Consider the following 18737-nt stretch of genomic DNA (forward strand, 5'->3'; position numbering starts at 1 on the left):
CGACGGCGGCACGGAGCGATCGGCGCGCCCCCGACGGCGCGCCGCTCGCCCTGGAGGTCGCCGACCGGCCGGACCACCCGTGGCTCGAGGCCTGGCTCGCGGTCAAGTCCGGCGGGGACGGCCGCGACGTCGCCCGTCGGGTCGTCGCCGGGGCGCCCGCCGACTACGTCACCGCGCGGGACGGCCAGGGCGTCGTCGGGGTGGTCCGGGCGGCGACGCTCGGGCAGTGGTGCGTCGTCTCCTGCCTCATGGTCGACCCGCGTGCCCGGCGCCGTGGCGTCGCGTCGGTGCTGACCGCCGCGGCGCTCGACCGCGCCGCGGCCCGGGGCGCGGCGCACGTGCTCGTCCAGGTGGAGGAGGGCAACGCCCCGGCGCGCGCCCTCTACGCGGCGGCCGGCTTCACCCCCGCGGCGGCGTACCACTACCGCGAGCTCCCCTGACGACGGCCTGAGCGGCAGGACCCGCCTCCCCTGGTCGAGGTGCCGTGGGACGCGCACACTGGTCGCCATGATCTCCGTCGAGCTGGCCGAGCGGCTCGTGATCGCCGGCCTGAGGTGGCGTCCGGCGCCGGGCGACCGGTTCGTCATCCCGCAGCCGGAGCTCGCGGGCCAGGTCTTCACGCTGAGCGACATGACCATCGAGGTGCACGACCACCCGGGCGGGACGGTGCTCGGCTTCAACGGCACGACGGAGTGGGCGCTGGACTCCGTCGCCCAGGACGACGCGCTCTGGCTGCCCCGCGAGGACCAGCTGCGCGAGCTCCTCGGCGGCACGTTCGTCTCGCTCGCGGTGCAGGGCCGCGCGCCCGGCCCGCAGGACGACGTCGACGGGTCGGACCCGGCCCTCGGGACCTACGTCGTGACGACCCGCGCCGCCGACGGCGGGGAGCGCCGGTTCACCGCCGCGACCGCGGCCGACGCCTACGCGGGCGCCCTCCTCGTGCTCGTGGAGCGGGCCGTCGGGTCGGGCGTCGCGGGCTGACGGCCCGTCGGCGGCACCGCCGCGCACGCTCGGGGGCGGCGGCCGGTGACCACTAGACTCGCCAACCATGTCCACCATCTCCCGCGAGGAAGTCGCGCGCCTGGCCGCCCTGGCCCGGATCGACCTGTCGGAGGCGGAGCTGACGCGGTTGGCGGGCGAGCTCGACGTCATCGTCGAGTCCGTCGCGAAGGTCAGCGAGATCGCCACCGCCGACGTCCCGGCGACCAGCCACCCGCTGCCGCTGACGAACGTGTTCCGCGACGACGTCCCGGTCGAGCCGCTGCCCGTCGCCGACGTGCTCGCCGGGGCGCCGGCGGCCGAGGACGGCCGCTTCCTCGTCCCGCAGATCCTCGAGGAGGACTGATGGCGGCCGACCTCACGCGCCGCAGCGCCGCCGACCTCGCGCAGGCGCTCCGCTCCGGTGAGGTGTCCAGCGTCGAGGTGACGCAGGCGCACCTGGACCGCATCGCCGCCGTCGACGGCGCGGTGCACGCGTTCCTGCACGTCAGCACGGAGGACGCCCTGGCGACCGCGCGCGACGTCGACGCCCGGCGCGCCGCCGGCGAGGAGCTCCCGGCCCTCGCGGGCGTGCCCGTCGCGGTCAAGGACGTCGTCGTGACGAAGGGCATGCCGACGACGGCGGGCTCGCGGATCCTGTCGGGCTGGGTGCCGCCCTACGACGCGACGCTGGTCGAGCGGCTCCGGGCCGCCGGGATGCCGATCCTGGGCAAGACGAACATGGACGAGTTCGCCATGGGCTCCTCCACGGAGCACTCGGCCTACGGGGACACGCACAACCCCTGGGACCTCGACCGCATCCCGGGTGGCTCGGGCGGCGGCAGCGCCGCGGCCGTCGCGGCGTTCGAGGCGCCGCTCGCGATCGGCACGGACACGGGCGGCTCGATCCGCCAGCCGGGCGCCGTCACGGGCACCGTCGGGGTCAAGCCGACCTACGGCGGCGTCTCCCGCTACGGCCTCATCGCGCTCGCGTCCAGCCTGGACCAGGCAGGCCCGGTCACCCGCACCGTGCTCGACTCCGCGCTCCTGCACGAGGTGATCGGCGGGCACGACCCCCGGGACTCCACCTCGCTGGCCGAGCCGCTGCCCGACGTCGTCGGCGCCGCCCGGCTGGGCCTCACCGGCGACCTGACCGGTGTCCGCGTCGGCGTCGTGCGCGAGCTGGACGGGGAGGGCTACCAGGCCGGCGTCCGCGACCGGTTCGAGGAGTCGCTGGACCTGCTCCGCGGCGCGGGCGCCGAGGTCGTCGAGGTCTCCTGCCCGCACTTCGACTACGCGCTGGCCGCGTACTACCTCATCCTGCCCAGCGAGGCGTCGAGCAACCTGGCCAAGTTCGACGGCATGCGCTTCGGTCTGCGCGTGGAGCCCACCGACGGCCCGGCGACCGCCGAGCGCGTCATGGGCGCCACCCGCGGCGCCGGGTTCGGCGACGAGGTCAAGCGCCGCATCATCCTCGGCACGTACGCGCTGTCGGCGGGGTACTACGACGCCTACTACGGCAGCGCGCAGAAGGTCCGTACGCTCATCCAGCGCGACTTCGCGGCCGCGTTCGAGCAGGTCGACGTCCTCGTCTCGCCCACGGCGCCGACGACGGCGTTCAAGCTGGGGGAGAAGCTCGACGACCCCCTCGCCATGTACCTCAACGACGTGGCGACCATCCCGGCGAACCTCGCGGGGGTGCCGGGCATGTCCGTCCCGAACGGGCTGGTCGACGGCCTGCCCGTCGGCTTCCAGATCCTGGCGCCCGCGCGCGCCGACGACCGCCTGTACCGCGTGGGCGCGGCCCTGGAGACGCTGCTCGAGCAGCGCTGGGGCGGTCCGCTCCTGGCGCAGGCGCCCGAGCTGCCGACCGCCGCGCCCGAGGGGAGCCAGCCATGAGCACGTCCACCGTCGCCCTGGTCGACTACGACGAGGCCGTGGCCCGCTTCGACCCGGTCATCGGCATCGAGGTCCACGTCGAGCTCGGCACGCGCACCAAGATGTTCGACGGCGCGCCGACGGAGTTCGGGGCGGACCCCAACACCCAGGTGACGCCGGTCTCGCTCGGCCTGCCCGGCGCGCTGCCGGTGCTCAACGGCACGGCCGTCGAGTCCGCGATCAAGATCGGTCTCGCGCTCAACTGCCAGATCGCCGAGGTGTGCCGGTTCGCGCGGAAGAACTACTTCTACCCGGACATCCCGAAGAACTTCCAGACGTCGCAGTACGACGAGCCGATCGCCCACGACGGGTTCCTGGATGTCGAGCTCGAGGACGGGACCGTCGTCCGCGTGGAGATCGAGCGCGCGCACATGGAGGAGGACGCGGGCAAGAACACCCACGTGGGTGGTGCGACGGGGCGCATCCACGGTGCGGAGTACTCGCTCGTCGACTACAACCGCGCGGGGATCCCGCTCATCGAGATCGTCACCCGGCCCATCACCGGGGTCGGGACCCGGGCGCCCGAGGTGGCGCGGGCGTACGTGCAGACCCTGCGGGACATCTTCCGGGCGCTCGAGGTGTCCGAGGCACGGATGGAGCGCGGCAACGTCCGCGCCGACGTCAACGTGTCGCTGCGGCCGTCCCCCGACGCCCCGCTGGGGACCCGGACCGAGACCAAGAACGTCAACAGCTTCCGGTCCGTCGAGCGCGCGGTGCGGTTCGAGATCTCCCGTCAGGCCGCCGTCCTCGACGGCGGCGGCACGGTCGTCCAGGAGACCCGGCACTGGCACGAGGACACAGGCGTCACGACGCCCGGCCGCGTGAAGTCCGACGCGGAGGACTACCGCTACTTCCCGGAGCCCGACCTCGTGCCGGTCGCCCCGTCGCGGGACTGGGTCGAGGAGATCCGGGCGACGCTGCCGGAGATGCCGGTCGCGCGCCGTCGGCGGCTGCAGGACGAGTGGGGCTACGCCGACGCCGAGATGCGCGACGTGGTCAACGCCGGCGCGATCGAGCTCATCGAGTCGACGGTCGCCGCCGGGGCCTCGCCCGCGGCCGCCCGCAAGTGGTGGATGGGCGAGCTGGCCCGCACCGCGAACACCGACGGCGTCGCGCTGGAGGAGCTGCTGGTCACGCCGCTGCAGGTGGCCGAGCTCCAGGGGCTCGTCGAGTCGGGCCGCCTCAACGACAAGCTCGCCCGGCAGGTCCTCGCGGGCGTCCTCGCGGGGGAGGGGTCACCCGAGCAGGTCGCCCACGACCGGGGCCTGGAGGTCGTCTCCGACGACGGGCCGCTGATCGCGGCGGTCGACGAGGCCCTGGCGGCCCAGCCCGACGTCGCGGAGAAGATCCGCAGCGGCAACCTGGGGCCGGTCGGCGCGATCATCGGCGCGGTCATGAAGGCCACCCGCGGTCAGGCGGACGCCGGACGGGTGCGCGAGCTGGTGCTCGAGCGCGTGGCGCAGGACTGATCCGACGCCGGTCGGTGGCGGGACGGGTCGTCGGGGACGGCGGCCGGTCGCGTCCGAGGGAGGAACGTCATGGAGAAGCCGACGCTGCGCGGTGAGCTCGTCGTCCTGCGACCCGTCGCGGCGCGCGACGCCGAGCAGATGTGGGAGATGGTCAACGACCCCGAGGGGCGGCGCCTCACCGGCACCGTCGTCGAGCACACCCGGGAGCAGGTCGACGCCTGGTGCGCGACGGTCTCCGGGCGCCCCGGCCGCATCGACCTCGCGATCACGACCCACGACTCCGACGAGTTCCTGGGCGAGATCGTCCTGGCGGACGTCGACGAGCACGACGCCAACGCGTCGATGCGGATGGCCCTGCGTCCCGGGCAGCGTGGTCGGGGCTTCGGCGGCGAGGCGATCGGGCTCGTGCTCGAGCACGCGTTCGCGGCGCCGCCCGAGGGCCTGGGCCTGCACCGGGTCGCGCTGGACGTCCTGGAGATCAACCCGCGGGCCCGGATGCTCTACGAGAGCCACGGGTTCGAGGTGGAGGGACGTCTGCGGGAGGTGCACCGGGACGGGGAGTACTGGACCGACGTCGTCCTCATGGCGATCCTCGAGGACGACTACCGGGCGACCCGGGACGCCGAGCGCTGACCGGACCCCGCCGTCCCCGCGACGCGACCGTGCCCACGCCGCCCACGCCGCCCACGCCGCCCACGCCGCCCACGCGCTGCGGACGGGACGTCCCAGGACCAGGATGGCCCCGATGCTGACCGTCACCCTCGCCCACCCCGGGGTCCTCGACGCGCTCGAGGGCGCCGCCGACGGCGTCCCCGCGCAGGTCCGGCTCGTCGGCTGGGACCCTGCCGACCCGCTGCCCGACGGCGTCGCCCCGGCGGACGTGGCCGCCGTCGTCCTCGCCCGGGCCGACCGCGACCGGCTCCGGGCCCTGGAGACGCTGCCCGCGCTGCGCCTCGTGCAGCTGCCGAGCGCCGGGTTCGAGCACGCCCTCGCGCACGCCCCGGTGCGCGCGGCGCTGTGCAACGCCCGCGGGGTGCACGACGCCGGGACCGCCGAGCTCGCCGTCGGGCTCCTGCTCGCCGCGCAGCGCGGCATCGACGACGCCGTCCGGGACGCGCAGGAGGGGGTGTGGCGGCCCCGGGAGCGTCGGTCGCTCGCGGACCGGCGCGTCATGGTCCTGGGGCACGGGTCGATCGGTGCTGCCGTGGCCCGGCGGCTCGAGCCGTTCGAGGTCGTCGTCGTGCGGGTGGCCCGCACCGCCCGGGTCGAGGACGGCGCCGTGGTCCACGGCGCGGACGAGCTCGCCCGCCTCCTCCCGACGGTCGACGCCGTCGTCGTCGTGCTGCCGCTCACGGAGGCCACCCGCGGCCTGCTCGACGCCGCGGCGCTCGCCGCGCTGCCCGACGGCGCGCTCGTCGTCAACGTCGGGCGGGGGGCGGTCGTCGACACGGACGCGCTCGTCGCCGAGGTGACGGCGGGCCGGCTGCGTGCGGCGCTCGACGTGGTCGACCCCGAGCCGCTGCCGGCGGACCACCCGCTGTGGCGGGCGCCCGGCGTGATCCTCACGCCGCACGTCGGGGGCGCGTCGGACGCCACGGTGCCCCGCATGGCGGCCCTCGTCCGGGCGCAGGTGACCGCGCTGGCGACGGGCACCGCGCTGCGCAACGTGGTCCGGGAACCCCGGGAGGACCGGTCGTGACCGCGGGTGCGACCGGCCGGCTGCCGGGGGAGCGCGGGGCGGCGCCGCTGGGCCGGACCTTCCGCAACCCGGTCCTGCCCGGCTGCCACCCCGACCCGACGGTGTGCCGCGTCGGCGACGACTACTACCTCGTCACGTCGTCGTTCGAGTACGTGCCGGGACTGCCCGTGCACCACAGCCGCGACCTCGTGCACTGGCGTCCCGTCGGGCACGTCGTCGACCGGCCCTCCCAGGTCGCGCTGCACGACGTGGAGGCCTCGCGCGGCCTGTACGCCCCGACGCTGCGCCACCACGACGGCACGTTCTACCTGACCAGCACGGTGGTCCGGCACGGGACCCAGGAGCCCTCGGGCAGCTTCGTGATGACGGCCACCGACGCCGCCGGCCCGTGGTCGGACCCGGTCTGGCTCGACGCGGAGGGGATCGACCCCGCGCTGTTCTTCGACGACGACGGTCGCGCCTGGTGCACCGGCATGCGGGAGAGCCGGCCGATGGCGTGGGAGGGCCAGACGGAGATCTGGATCCGCGAGCTCGACCTGCGCACGCTGCGGCTGGTCGGGCCGGAGCACGTGCTGTGGAGCGGCGCGCTCCAGGGCGCCGTGTGGGCGGAGGGACCGCGGCTGTTCAAGGTCGAGGGACGGTACGTGCTCGTCGCGGCCGAGGGCGGGACCGAGCACACGCACGCCGTGACCGTGGCCAGGGCGGACCGGGTGACCGGTCCCTACCGCGGCAGCCCGGCGAACCCGGTGCTCACCCATCGCCACCTCGGCCGCGCGCACCCCGTCGTCGGCGTGGGTCACGCGGACCTCGTGGAGCTGCCGGACCACACGTGGTGGGCCGTCGTGATGGGCTCGCGGCCCTACGGCGGGCTCTACGAGAACCTCGGACGCGAGACGTTCCTCGTGCCGGTCACGTGGGAGCAGGGCTGGCCCGTGTTCGCGCCCGGCGTGGGTCAGGTGTGCCAGGTCGAGGTGGCGCCCTCGCTCCCGCCGCACCCGTGGCCGGTCCCGCCGGTCCGGGACGACTTCGCGGGCGGGCTCCGCCCCGAGTGGACCTCGGCGCGGGGCCCGGCGGAGGAGTTCTGCCGGCCCGTTCCCGGCGGGGGGCTCGAGCTCGCCCTGCGGCCGCAGACCCTCGCCGACGGCGTCCCGTGCGCCTTCGTGGGGCGTCGCCAGCAGCACGTCGACGTCGACGTCCGGGTGCGGCTCCACTTCGACCCGACGACGGGGGACGAGTGGGCGGGTCTCGCGGTCCGGCAGTCGGACAGCCACAGCTACCTCGTGGTCGTCGCAGGCCCGGACGTCGTGGACGGTCCGCGGCGGGTCCTGGTCGTGCGCCGCCTCGAGGGGCGACGCACCGTGCTGCACTCCGAGCCGGTGCCCGACGGCGCCCTCGACCTCACGCTGCGGGTCCGGGGGCAGGACTACGCGGCGCTCCTGACCGACGAGGCCGGCGTCGAGCGGCACCTGGCGACGCTCGACGGCCGGATGCTCGACAGCCGGGTGGAGGAGACCTTCGTCGGGGTGTGGATCGGGCTGTACGCGACGAGCAACGGGATGCCGACGCGCTCCGCCGCCCACGTCGACTGGGTGGAGTACCGGCCGGTGGAGCGCTGAGGGGCCGGTCTACCGGACCGCGGCGGTGGCACCGACCGGAGCCGGCGCGCAGGTACCCCGCTCGACCAGGCGCGTGGGCAGGCGCAGGTGGGCCGCGGGGACCGGGCGCCCGGCCATGAGCTCGACGAGCATGCCGATCGCGACCGAGCCCATCTGCTGCATGGGCTGCGCCACGGTGGTCAGCGGTGGCGTGGTCGCCGCCGCCTCGGGCACGTCGTCGAAGCCGACGACGGACAGGTCCCGCGGCACGGCGAGGCCCAGGTCGGCGGCGGCCTCGATCGTCGCGATGGCCATGAGGTCGTTGGCGGCGAAGACCGCGGTGGGCCGGTCGGCGAGCTCGAGCAGCTCGTGCGCGGGCCGGTCGGCGGTCTCGCGGCGGTAGCCGCCGACGCGCACGAGAGCGGGGTCCACCGGGACGCCGGCGCGCGCCATCGCGGTGCGGAAGCCCTCCTCGCGCAGCCGTGAGCTCTCCAGGTCCGGCCGCCCCCCGAGGAAGCCGATCCGGCGGTGCCCCAGGGCGAGCAGGTGCTCCGTCGCCGTGACCGCGCCGGCGAGGTTGTCCGAGTCGACCGTCGGGATGCCGGACGGGCCGGCGTGGGGGTCGATGGCCACGACCGGGACGCCGTCGTGCACCTCGACCACGGTGGGCGTCACGAGCACGGCGCCGTCGATGAGCGTGCCACTGAGGCGGGACAGCGAGCGGCGCTCCCAGCCGACGTCGGTGCCGCCGGCGCCGCCGCCGGAGTACGCGAGCAGCTCGTAGCCGGTGCCGGCCACCGCCTGGGAGACCCCCTTGAGGATCTCCGTGCTGAAGGGCTCGAACTCCGCGACGAGGATCCCGATGACGTTGGTCCGGTGGCTGCGCAGGCTGCGGGCGACGAGCGAGGACTCGTAGCCCAGGCTCGCGATGACCTCCTGCACCCGCTCGTTGGTGGCCTGCGCGACGCCGTAGCGACCGTTGATCACCTTGGAGACGGTCGCCACGGACACGCCGGCGGTCCGCGCCACGTCGTTGATGGTCACGCGTCCGGTTCGGCTCACGTCCCGGATCGTATCGCGTCGAAAACGTTATCGATAACGGTTGACACGCCTCGATCCGGTTGAGAGGCTTCCCCACGTCCCGGCCACCGGACCGCTCCAGGCCGGATCCACCGCGGAAACTCAACGAAGAGGACGACTCCATGAGCACACGCAAGGCTCTGATGCTCCCCATGGCGGCCGTGACGGCCGCCGCGCTCCTCGCCGCCTGCGGCGGGGGCGACGCCGGCTCCGGCAGCGCCGGGGGCGAGGGCGGCGGCGACGTCGAGCTCACCTTCTGGCACAACTCGACCACCGGCCCCGGCAAGGAGTACTGGGACGAGACGGCGGCCCAGTTCGAGGAGGCGAACCCGGGCGTCACCGTCTCGATCCAGACCATCCAGAACGAGGACATGGACGGCAAGCTCCAGACGGCGCTGAACTCGGGCGACGCGCCCGACATCTTCATGGCGCGCGGCGGCGGCAAGCTCGCCGACATCGTGGAGGCGGGCCAGGCGCTCGACCTGACGGACCTGATCGCCGACGACGTCAAGGACGCGGTCGGCGGCACGCTCAACGCGTTCAGCATCGACGGCAAGGTCTACGGCATGCCGACCTCCGTGCTTCCCGGCGGCATCTACTACAACACGTCGATGTTCGAGCAGGCCGGCATCGAGGGCACCCCCGAGACGATCGAGGAGCTCGAGGACGCCGTCGCGAAGATCAAGGAGCTCGGGGTCGACCCCATCGCGCTCGGCGGCAAGGCGGCCTGGCCGGCGGCGCACTGGTACTACTTCTTCGCGCTGCGCACCTGCTCGCAGGAGGCCATGGAGACCGACGGGGCCGCGGTGCAGTTCGAGGACCCGTGCTGGGAGGAGGCGGCCCAGGAGCTCCAGGACTTCGCGAGCATCGAGCCGTTCAACGAGGGCTTCCTCACCACCGACGCCCAGGGCAGCGCCGCCTCGTCCGCGGGCATGATCGCGAACGAGCAGGCCGCCATGGAGCTCATGGGTGCCTGGAACCCGGGCGTCATCGCGGACCTCACCCCGGACAAGCAGCCGATGGAGGACCTCGGCTGGTTCCCGTTCCCGGCCGTCGAGGGCGGCGAGGGTGACCCGAGCGCGATGATGGGCGGCGTCGACGGCTACGCCTGCTCGGCGCAGGCTCCCGCCGAGGAGTGCGCGGCGTTCCTCAACTTCTTCATGTCGCAGGAGCGGCAGGAGGCCTACGCCGAGGCGTTCGTCACGCTACCCGCCAGCCAGGAGGCCCAGGGCGTCGTCACCGACCCCGCCCTGCTCGACATCCTCGCGGCGTACAACGACGCGGCGTACGTCCAGGTGTGGCTCGACACGCAGTTCGGCCAGAACGTCGGCAACGCGCTCAACGCCGGTGTCGTCGAGATGCTCGCGGGCAGCGGGACGCCCGAGGGCATCGTCACCGCGGTCAACGACGCGGCGGCCAAGGGCTAGATCCCATGAGTGACTCCCAGGGCGAGAACACGCTCACGACGAGGTCGCCCGAGGGTCCCTCCCGGGTCGGGGGCGGTGCCACCACGGCGCCGTCCCCGGCCCGCCGGGCACGACGGGGGCCGGACTGGCGCAAGCGCGCGGAGATCGCGCTCCTCTCGGGACCGGCGGTCCTGCTGTTCCTCTCGTTCGTCATCTTCCCGGTCGTCATGGCGGCCTACTACGGGTTCTACCGGTGGAAGGGCTTCGGCCCGCCGACCGACTTCGTGGGCCTCGACAACTACCTGACGATCTTCCGGGACAGCACGTTCCACGACGCGCTCCTGCACAACGGCTTCATCGTCGTGGCGTCGCTGGTGCTGCAGGGTCCGGCGGCCGTGGCGCTCGCGCTGCTGCTCAACCAGCGGATGCGCGGACGCTCCGTGATCCGGGTGCTCATCTTCGTGCCGTACGTGGTCTCCGAGGTGATCGTCGGGACCGGCTGGAGCCTCATGCTCCGCACCACCGGCGCCTTCAACGACGTCCTGGACAAGATCGGCCTCGACGCCCTCACGGTGGACTGGCTCGCCGACCCGGACGTCGCCATCTGGTCGCTCATGATGATCATCACCTGGAAGTACATCGGGTTCGCGGTGATCCTCTTCCTCGCCGGGCTGCAGAGCATCCCCGAGGAGCTCTTCGAGGCCGCGTCCATCGACGGTGCGTCCTACTGGCAGATCCAGCGCCGCATCACGCTGCCGCTGCTCGGCCCGACCATCCGGATCTGGGCGTTCCTGTCGATCATCGGCTCGCTCCAGCTCTTCGACCTCGTCTACATCATCTGGGGTCAGTACGTGGCCGCGACCGCGGGCACGTCGACGATGGCGACCTACATGGTCGTGAACGGGCGCAACGCCGGCAACTACGGCTTCGGCAACGCCGTCGCGGTCGTCCTGTTCGTCATCTCCCTGGTCATCGCCCTCGTCTACCAGCGCTACGTGCTGCGGCGTGACACCGAGGGCGCCCTCACGGAAGGGAAGAAGCGATGAGCGCGAGCGCTGTCGCCGTACCGCCGCTGCCGGCGGAGCGGCCGTCCCGACGCCGGCGGGACGGCGGGCGCCTCGGGCGCAGCGGCCCGATGACCTACCTGATCGCCTTCTTCTTCGTCGGCATCTGCATCGGCCCGGTCGCCTACATCGTCATCGGCGGGTTCCGGAGCAACTCCCAGATCATCCTCAGCCCGTCGGGCTTCCCGGACCCGTGGGAGGTCGGCAACTACGCGAGCGTGCTGACCAGCGGGATCTTCTGGCGGCAGATGGGCAACTCGGCGATCGCCGCGGTCGCCACCACCGCGGGTGTGGTGGTGCTGGGCGTCATGGCCAGCTACGTCCTCGCCCGCTACCACTTCCGGGGGCGGACGGCGCTGTACTCGCTCTTCGCGGCGGGTCTCATGTTCCCGATGACCGTCGCCATCACGCCGCTCTACATCCTGGTCCGCGAGCTGGGTCTCATGAACAGCCTCGCCGGGATCATCCTCCCGCAGATCGCGTTCGCGCTGCCCGTGACGATCATCATCCTCGTGCCGTTCCTGCGGGCGATCCCCAAGGAGCTCGAGGAGGCGGCCGCCATCGACGGGGCCAGCCGGCTCGGGTTCTTCTTCCGGATGGTGGTCCCGCTGTCGGTGCCCGGCGTCATCACCGTCGGGATCCTCGCGTTCGTCGCGAGCTGGAACAGCTACATGCTCCCCCTGTTCATCCTCAACGACGAGACGTCGTACACCCTGCCGCTCGGCGTGCAGGCGTTCGCGGCGCAGTACTCGGTGGACACCGCACGGGTGCTCGCCTTCACGTCGTTGTCCATGATCCCCGCCCTGATCTTCTTCTCGCTCTTCGAGCGGCGGATCGTGGGCGGGCTCACCGGCGCCGTGAAGGGCTGATCGCTGTGCTCACCAACCAGATCGCGCAGGTGGACCACCTGCCCGCCCTGCCCGAGGTGTCGGAGCGGGTCCGGGCGCTGCACGCCCGGATGACGCTCGAGGAGAAGCTGGCGCAGGTCGTCGGCCACTGGCTCGACCAGAACGGCACCGTGGCCCCGATGCAGTCGGAGATGGCCTCGGGCCAGAAGGACCCGGGCCTGCTCCAGGAGGTCACGGAGCACGGGATCGGGCACTACACGCGGGTGTACGGGACGCGCCCCGTCGACCCCGTGGAGCGCGCGGCGTGGCTCTGGTCGGAGCAGCGCCGGCTCCAGCGCGAGACCCGGCTCGGGATCCCGGCGCTCGTGCACGAGGAGTGCCTCACGGGGCTGGCCGCCTGGCGCGCGGCGACCTTCCCGACGCCGCTGGCGTGGGGCGCCTCCTTCGACCCCGGGCTCGTCCACGAGGTGGGGCGGGCGATCGGTGGCTCGATGCGGACGCTCGGGGTCCACCAGGGCCTCGCGCCGGTCCTCGACGTCGTTCGCGACCCGCGCTGGGGGCGGGTCGACGAGTGCATCGGCGAGGACCCGTACCTGGTGGGCACGGTCGGGACGGCCTTCGTCCGCGGCCTGCAGGAGGCGGGGGTCCACGCGACCCTCAAGCACTTCGCCGGGTACTCGGCGTCCCGGGCGGGCCGCAACCACGCGCCCGTCTCGGCGGGGCCGCGCGAGATCGCGGACGTGTACCTCCCGCCGTTCGAGATGGCGGTCGTCGAGGGCGGCGCGCGGTCGGTGATGAACTCCTACACGGAGATCGACGGCGTCCCGGTCGCGGCGAGCAGCGAGCTCCTCACGGACGTGCTGCGGGGCCGCTGGGGCTTCGACGGCGTCGTCGTCGCGGACTACTTCGCCGTCGCGTTCCTCGAGGTGATGCACCGGTTCGCGGCGGACCGGGGTGAGGCGGCCGCCATGGCGCTGCGCGCGGGGATCGACGTGGAGCTGCCGACCGGTGACGCCTACCTGGAGCCGCTGGCGGAGCAGGTGCGCTCCGGCGCGCTGCCCGAGGCGTACGTGGACCGGGCCGTGCTCCGGGTGCTGCGGCAGAAGGAGGAGCTGGGGCTCCTCGAGCCGACGGCGTTCGACGACGGCCCGCCGACGTCCGTGGACCTCGACCCGCCCGCCCACCGCGCGCTGGCGCGTCGGCTCGCGGAGGAGTCCGTGGTGCTGCTCGCGAACGACGGCACCCTCCCGCTCGGCGCGTGGCCGACGACGCCCGCGCGCGTCGCGGTCATCGGCCCGAACGCACGCCGGGGCGACGCCCTCATGGGGTGCTACTCGTTCGTCAACCACGTGCTGCCGCACCACCCGGACGTGGCACCGGAGCTCGACGTCCCGTCGGTGGCCGAGGCGCTGCCCGGGGCCTTCGCGGAGCACGGCCTGCCCGTGCCCGAGCTCGTCGTCGTGGAGGGCTGCACGGTCGACGGCGACGAGCGGGACTTCGCGGAGGCGGTCGCCGCGGCGGCCGACGCCGAGGTGGCCGTCGTCGTCGTCGGCGACCACGCCGGGCTGTTCGGCCGCGGCACCGTGGGGGAGGGCAACGACGTCGAGTCGCTCGAGCTCCCCGGCGCGCAGCGGCGCATGGTGGAGGCGGTCGTCGCGACGGGAACGCCCGTGGTGATGGTCCTCGTCACGGGGCGGCCGTACGCGGTGGGCTGGGCGCTCGACGGGGGCGGGACCGCACCGCGCGCCGTCCTGCAGGCGTTCTTCCCCGGCGAGGCCGGCGGGCCCGCCATCGCGGACGTGCTGACGGGGCGGGTCAACCCGTCCGGCCGGCTCCCGGTCTCCCTGCCCCGCAGCGCCGGCGCGCAGCCGTACACCTACCTGCACCCGGTGCTCGGTGGGCCGTCGGACGTGACGTCTGCCGACTCCAGCCCGACCCGGCCCTTCGGGTTCGGCCTGTCCTACACGACGTTCTCGCACACCGACCTGGAGGTGGACCGCTCGGTCCCGGCCGGCGGCTCCTTCCGGGTGGCCGTCACCGTGACCAACACGGGCGCCGTGGCCGGGTCGGACGTCGTCCAGCTGTACGGGCACGACCGCCAGGCGAGCGTGACGCGCCCCGTCGAGCAGCTGCTCGGCTACGCCCGGGTCACGCTCGAGCCGGGCGCGTCCGTCCGCCTCGTGCTCACGGTGCCGACGGGGCGGTTCGCCCTCTCGGACCGCCGCCTGGTGCGGGTCGTCGAGCCCGGCGACGTGGAGGTCTGGGTCGCGTCCCAGGCCGGGGTTGCCTCCAGCGGCTCGTCGACCTGCGGCACGACCGGGGGTGCCATCCCCGAGCAGGAGCGCGCTGCCGCCGCCGTGGCGGGGACGACGACGCCGCGCGCCCTCGTCTCGATCGTCGGCGAGCTGCACGAGGTGGGCCTCCACGACCCGCGGACCGTCACCGTCGAGGAGCTGCCCGCGTGACCACGGTGCGCAACCCGATCCTGCCCGGCTGCCACCCGGACCCGTCGATCTGCCGGGTGGGGGACACCTACTACCTCGTGACCTCGACGTTCGAGTACCTGCCCGGCCTGCCGGTCTTCCGCTCCCACGACCTGGCGACGTGGGAGCAGGTGGGCCACGTCGTCGACCGACCGGGCCAGCTCGACTACGCGGGCATCGCGTCCTCCGGTGGCCTGTACGCCCCGACGCTGCGCCACCACGGTGGTCTGTTCTGGCTCGTCTGCACGCTCGTCGACCAGGACGACGACGCGCGGGGCGGGAACTTCCTCATGACCGCCGAGGACGCCGCCGGCCCGTGGTCGGACCCGGTGTGGCTCGGCGTCAGCGGCATCGACCCGTCGATCTTCTTCGACGACGACGGCCGCGCGTGGGTGCACGGCACCCGGCTCGCCCGCGACCCCGAGTGGTTCCACCAGACGGAGGTCTGGGTGCGCGAGCTCGACCTCGAGCGGCGCACCCTCGTCGGGCCGGAGCACGTGGTCTGGACGGGTGCGCTCAAGGGAGCCGTGTGGGCCGAGGGCCCGCACCTGTACAAGGTCGACGGCACCTACTACCTCCTCGCGGCCGAGGGCGGCACGGAGATCCACCACGCCGTGAGCGTCGCCCGGGCCGACGTCATCACCGGCCCCTACGAGGGGAACAAGGGCAACCCGGTGCTGACCCACCGGGACCTCGGGCGCGGTGCGGACGTCGTCGGCGTCGGTCACGCCGACCTCGTCCGGACGCCCGACGGCGACTGGTGGGCCGTGCTCCTGGGGATGCGCCCGTACGGCGGGTACCACTACAACCTCGGCCGCGAGACCTTCCTCGTGCCGGTCTCGTGGGAGGACGGCTGGCCCGTCTTCGCGCCGGGAACCGCTCGGGTCACCCCCACGGTTGACGTGCCGACGGCGGGCCCTCCACCGGCCGGCGGGGCCGGCGTCGGCGACGCCTCGGGCGTGGTGCCGTCGGGCGACCTGCGCTGGACGGCCGTGCGGGCGCTGCCCGAGGACGTCGCGGTCCGGCGGGACGAGGGCTGGGTCCTGCCGCTGCGCCCGGCCACGCTCGCGGACGTCGACGTCCCGTCCTTCGTCGGGCTGCGGCAGCAGCACCGGGACGTGGACGTGCGCGCGGTGCTCGAGGCGGCGCCCGGTCCGGGGCAGGAGGTGGGGCTCGCCGTCCGCCAGTCGGAGCAGCACCACGTCCTCCTGCACGTCACCGGCGACCAGGACGGTCGGTCGGCCGGGCGCCGGCGCGCCGTCGCGGTGCGGGTGGCCGGGTCGGAGCGCACCGTGCTCGGCGAGGTCCCGCTGCAGGGCGACTCCGACCGGGTCACCCTGACCGTCTCGGCGCGCGGCCAGGACTACGCGCTCGGGGTCCAGGAGGAGGGACGCAGCCCGGTCCTGGTCGCGACCGCCGACGGGCGGTGGCTCGACAGCGTCACCACGGGGGGCTTCCTGGGCCTGTGGATCGGCGTCTACGCCACCAGCGGGGGCCGCCCCAGCACCTCGACGGCGACGGTCGTCCGGGTCGAGTACGTCCCGCTCGACTGAGCCGCATGTCGGCCGGCGGTGGCAGAGTCGTGCCATGGACCTCTCCCACGCCGACGTCACCGCGGCCGTGGACGCCCGCCACTGGCGCGTCGTCCTCGGTCACCTCCAGGCCACCTTCCGCACCGGGTCGTTCGTGCGGGGCGCCGAGCTCGTCGCGGAGGTGACCCGCCTCGCCGAGGCCGCCGGCCACCACCCCGACGTGGTCCTCCGGTACCCGGCCGTGACGCTCACCCTGGTGTCGCACGACGTCGGGCGCCTCACGGAGCGCGACGTCGAGCTCGCCCGCGCCATCAGCGCGGTCGCCGACGCGCAGGGGCTGGAGGCGGACCCGGCGGCGCCGCGGATGCTGGAGGTCGCCGTCGACGCCCTCGACATCCCGGCCGTCCTGCCGTTCTGGCGTGCGGTCCTCGGCTACGTCGACGACCGGAGCGCCCCGGGCCGGCTGGTCGACCCCGAGGGCCGGGGACCCGTCGTCTGGTTCCAGCAGATGGCGGAGCCGCGGCCGCAGCGCAACCGGCTGCACCTCGACGTGGACGTGCCGCACGACCTGGCGGAGCGGCGGGTCGCCGACGCCGTCGCGGCCGGCGGTCGCGTCGTCGGCGCGGACCGTGCCCCGGCGTTCTGGGTGCTCGCCGACGCGGAGGGGAACGAGGTCTGCGTGTGCACCTGGCAGGGCCGCGACTGACCGGCTGTGACACCCGGTCCGCACTGCGGACGGTCCTGGGACGGCCACCTGCGACGGTCCTACACTCCGCCCATGACCCAGACCCCCGACGGAGCCGTCGACATCAAGCCCCGCAGCCGCCAGGTCACCGACGGTCTGGAGGCGACCGCCTCGCGCGGCATGCTCCGCGCCGTCGGGATGGGGGACGCGGACTTCGCCAAGCCCCAGATCGGCGTCGCGAGCTCGTGGAACGAGATCACGCCGTGCAACCTCTCGCTCGACCGGCTCGCGAAGGCCGTGAAGAACGGCGTGCACGCGGGCGGCGGCTTCCCGCTGGAGTTCGGCACGATCTCCGTCTCCGACGGCATCTCCATGGGCCACGAGGGGATGCACTTCTCCCTGGTCAGCCGGGACGTCATCGCCGACAGCGTCGAGACGGTCATGCAGGCCGAGCGGATGGACGGGTCGGTGCTGCTCGCAGGCTGCGACAAGTCGCTCCCGGGCATGCTCATGGCGGCTGCCCGCCTGGACCTGGCGTCCGTGTTCCTCTACGCCGGCTCGATCGCGCCCGGCTGGGTCAAGCTCACCGACGGGACCGAGAAGGAGGTCACGATCATCGACGCCTTCGAGGCGGTCGGTGCGTGCTCCCGCGGTCTGATGAGCACGGAGGACGTGGACCGCATCGAGCGGGCCATCTGCCCCGGTGAGGGTGCTTGCGGCGGCATGTACACCGCCAACACGATGGCGTCGGTCGCCGAGGCGATGGGCATGTCCCTGCCCGGCTCGGCCGCCCCGCCCTCGGCGGACCGCCGTCGTGACCAGTTCGCCCAGCGCTCGGGCGAGGCGGTCGTGGAGCTCCTGCGCCGGGGGATCACGGCCCGGCAGATCATGACCAAGGAGGCGTTCGAGAACGCCATCGCCGTCGTCATGGCCTTCGGCGGGTCCACGAACGCGGTCCTGCACCTGCTCGCGATCGCCCACGAGGCGGAGGTCGACCTCACCCTGGCCGACTTCCAGCGCGTGGCCGAGAAGGTGCCGCACCTGGGGGACCTCAAGCCGTTCGGCCGGTACGTCATGAACGACGTCGACCGCATCGGGGGCGTCCCGGTGCTCATGAAGGCGCTCCTGGACGCCGGTCTGCTGCACGGCGACTGCCTCACCGTGACCGGCAAGACCGTCGCGGAGAACCTCGCGGACGTGAACCCGCCGGACCCCGACGGGAAGATCCTGCGGGCGATGGACAACCCGATCCACCGCACCGGGGGCATCACGATCCTGCACGGCTCGCTCGCGCCGGAGGGCGCCGTCGTGAAGTCGGCGGGCTTCGACTCCGACGTGTTCGAGGGCACGGCGCGCGTCTTCGACCGCGAGCGGGCGGCGATGGACGCGCTCGAGGACGGCACGATCGTCGCCGGCGACGTCGTCGTCATCCGCTTCGAGGGCCCCAAGGGGGGTCCCGGCATGCGCGAGATGCTCGCCATCACCGGCGCCATCAAGGGTGCCGGGCTCGGCAAGGACGTCCTGCTCCTGACCGACGGCCGGTTCTCCGGCGGCACGACCGGCCTGTGCGTCGGCCACGTCGCGCCCGAGGCCGTCGACGCGGGCCCCATCGCCTTCGTCCGCGACGGCGACCGCATCCGCCTCGACGTCCGCAACGCCACGCTCGACCTGCTCGTGGACGAGGCCGAGCTGGCCGGCCGCCGCGAGGGCTGGGCGCCGCTGCCCCCGCGCTACACGCGCGGTGTCCTGGCCAAGTACGCGAAGCTCGTGCAGTCCGCCTCCAAGGGCGCCGTCCTCGGCTGAGACGGATCGGACGAGGGGCCGGGCGCAGCAGGTCGCGCCCGGCCCCTCGCTGTCCCGAGCCTCGGCGCGAGGCGAAGGAAGGTGTCAACGGACCGAAGGCCCGGTCAACGTTCGCGATCTGGACACGTGAACCACCATGTGAGATCGCCCGAGGGTG

16 protein-coding genes are annotated in these 18737 nt (G+C 73.8%); 15 read left to right on the forward strand and 1 reads right to left on the reverse strand.

Annotation, left to right across the window (positions count from 1 at the left end):
- From N866_RS01675 to N866_RS01710, 8 genes are all read left to right on the forward strand, one after another.
- The coding region (locus N866_RS01675; RefSeq protein ID WP_155855150.1) for a GNAT family N-acetyltransferase at window positions 1-440 on the forward strand (440 nt) is incomplete at its 5' end.
- Between the two features lie 67 nt (window positions 441-507).
- Window positions 508-981 carry a hypothetical protein gene (locus N866_RS01680; RefSeq protein ID WP_034221758.1) on the forward strand — a complete coding sequence of 158 codons (474 nt, stop codon included), beginning with the start codon at window positions 508-510 and terminating at the stop codon, window positions 979-981.
- A 67-nt stretch (window positions 982-1048) separates the two neighbouring features.
- A complete protein-coding gene (gatC, locus tag N866_RS01685; RefSeq protein ID WP_034221760.1) occupies window positions 1049-1345 on the forward strand; it encodes an Asp-tRNA(Asn)/Glu-tRNA(Gln) amidotransferase subunit GatC in 297 nt (98 codons plus the stop codon).
- Window positions 1345-2877, forward strand: coding sequence for an Asp-tRNA(Asn)/Glu-tRNA(Gln) amidotransferase subunit GatA (gene gatA / locus N866_RS01690; protein ID WP_034221763.1), 1533 nt, complete (start codon window positions 1345-1347; stop codon window positions 2875-2877). Before gatC ends, gatA begins: the two co-directional genes overlap by 1 nt.
- On the forward strand, window positions 2874-4385 hold the full coding sequence (gene gatB / locus N866_RS01695; RefSeq protein WP_034221766.1) for an Asp-tRNA(Asn)/Glu-tRNA(Gln) amidotransferase subunit GatB: 1512 nt from the start codon (window positions 2874-2876) through the stop codon (window positions 4383-4385). Before gatA ends, gatB begins: the two co-directional genes overlap by 4 nt.
- A gap of 69 nt (window positions 4386-4454) precedes the next feature.
- Window positions 4455-5018 (forward strand): GNAT family N-acetyltransferase, encoded by a 564-nt coding sequence (locus tag N866_RS01700; RefSeq protein ID WP_034221769.1) that lies wholly within the window; start codon window positions 4455-4457, stop codon window positions 5016-5018.
- A gap of 112 nt (window positions 5019-5130) precedes the next feature.
- A complete protein-coding gene (locus N866_RS01705) occupies window positions 5131-6084 on the forward strand; it encodes an NAD(P)-dependent oxidoreductase (protein ID WP_155855151.1) in 954 nt (317 codons plus the stop codon).
- Complete coding sequence (locus N866_RS01710) at window positions 6081-7700, forward strand: glycoside hydrolase family 43 protein (RefSeq protein ID WP_245612329.1); 1620 nt, start codon at window positions 6081-6083, stop codon at window positions 7698-7700. Before N866_RS01705 ends, N866_RS01710 begins: the two co-directional genes overlap by 4 nt.
- A 9-nt stretch (window positions 7701-7709) precedes the next feature.
- On the opposite strand, the gene N866_RS01715 is transcribed toward N866_RS01710, so the two are convergent.
- Complete coding sequence (locus tag N866_RS01715; RefSeq protein WP_034221775.1) at window positions 7710-8741, reverse strand: LacI family DNA-binding transcriptional regulator; 1032 nt, start codon at window positions 8739-8741, stop codon at window positions 7710-7712.
- 140 nt (window positions 8742-8881) lie between these two features.
- Between N866_RS01715 and N866_RS01720 the strand changes: the two genes are divergently transcribed.
- From N866_RS01720 to ilvD, 7 genes are all read left to right on the forward strand, one after another.
- Window positions 8882-10186, forward strand: coding sequence for an extracellular solute-binding protein (locus N866_RS01720; protein ID WP_245612330.1), 1305 nt, complete (start codon window positions 8882-8884; stop codon window positions 10184-10186).
- A 5-nt stretch (window positions 10187-10191) separates the two neighbouring features.
- Entirely contained in the window at window positions 10192-11211 is a 1020-nt protein-coding gene (locus N866_RS01725) for a carbohydrate ABC transporter permease (RefSeq protein WP_034221781.1), read from the forward strand.
- Window positions 11208-12098 carry a carbohydrate ABC transporter permease gene (locus N866_RS01730; protein ID WP_034221783.1) on the forward strand — a complete coding sequence of 297 codons (891 nt, stop codon included), beginning with the start codon at window positions 11208-11210 and terminating at the stop codon, window positions 12096-12098. The genes N866_RS01725 and N866_RS01730 overlap by 4 nt, the downstream gene beginning before the upstream one ends.
- Before the next feature lie 5 nt (window positions 12099-12103).
- Window positions 12104-14542 carry a beta-xylosidase/alpha-l-arabinosidase gene (locus N866_RS01735; protein WP_052022247.1) on the forward strand — a complete coding sequence of 813 codons (2439 nt, stop codon included), beginning with the start codon at window positions 12104-12106 and terminating at the stop codon, window positions 14540-14542.
- Window positions 14539-16113, forward strand: coding sequence for a glycoside hydrolase family 43 protein (locus tag N866_RS01740; RefSeq protein ID WP_034221785.1), 1575 nt, complete (start codon window positions 14539-14541; stop codon window positions 16111-16113). The genes N866_RS01735 and N866_RS01740 overlap by 4 nt, the downstream gene beginning before the upstream one ends.
- A 34-nt stretch (window positions 16114-16147) precedes the next feature.
- A complete protein-coding gene (locus tag N866_RS01745) occupies window positions 16148-16798 on the forward strand; it encodes a VOC family protein (protein WP_034221787.1) in 651 nt (216 codons plus the stop codon).
- A gap of 72 nt (window positions 16799-16870) precedes the next feature.
- On the forward strand, window positions 16871-18580 hold the full coding sequence (gene ilvD, locus N866_RS01750; RefSeq protein ID WP_034221790.1) for a dihydroxy-acid dehydratase: 1710 nt from the start codon (window positions 16871-16873) through the stop codon (window positions 18578-18580).
- The last annotated feature ends 157 nt before the right edge of the window (window positions 18581-18737 follow it).

It is taken from the genome of Actinotalea ferrariae CF5-4 (assembly GCF_000603945.1).
In the GTDB taxonomy this organism is placed as follows: domain Bacteria; phylum Actinomycetota; class Actinomycetes; order Actinomycetales; family Cellulomonadaceae; genus Actinotalea; species Actinotalea ferrariae.

Coding starts and splice junctions, on each gene's coding strand:
- N866_RS01680 (WP_034221758.1), top strand. CDS start 508: ATGATCTCCGTCGAGCTGGCCGAGCGGCTCGTGATCGCCGGCCTGAGG.
- gatC (WP_034221760.1), top strand. CDS start 1,049: ATGTCCACCATCTCCCGCGAGGAAGTCGCGCGCCTGGCCGCCCTGGCC.
- gatA (WP_034221763.1), top strand. CDS start 1,345: ATGGCGGCCGACCTCACGCGCCGCAGCGCCGCCGACCTCGCGCAGGCG.
- gatB (WP_034221766.1), top strand. CDS start 2,874: ATGAGCACGTCCACCGTCGCCCTGGTCGACTACGACGAGGCCGTGGCC.
- N866_RS01700 (WP_034221769.1), top strand. CDS start 4,455: ATGGAGAAGCCGACGCTGCGCGGTGAGCTCGTCGTCCTGCGACCCGTC.
- N866_RS01705 (WP_155855151.1), top strand. CDS start 5,131: ATGCTGACCGTCACCCTCGCCCACCCCGGGGTCCTCGACGCGCTCGAG.
- N866_RS01720 (WP_245612330.1), top strand. CDS start 8,882: ATGAGCACACGCAAGGCTCTGATGCTCCCCATGGCGGCCGTGACGGCC.
- N866_RS01725 (WP_034221781.1), top strand. CDS start 10,192: ATGAGTGACTCCCAGGGCGAGAACACGCTCACGACGAGGTCGCCCGAG.
- N866_RS01730 (WP_034221783.1), top strand. CDS start 11,208: ATGAGCGCGAGCGCTGTCGCCGTACCGCCGCTGCCGGCGGAGCGGCCG.
- N866_RS01745 (WP_034221787.1), top strand. CDS start 16,148: ATGGACCTCTCCCACGCCGACGTCACCGCGGCCGTGGACGCCCGCCAC.
- ilvD (WP_034221790.1), top strand. CDS start 16,871: ATGACCCAGACCCCCGACGGAGCCGTCGACATCAAGCCCCGCAGCCGC.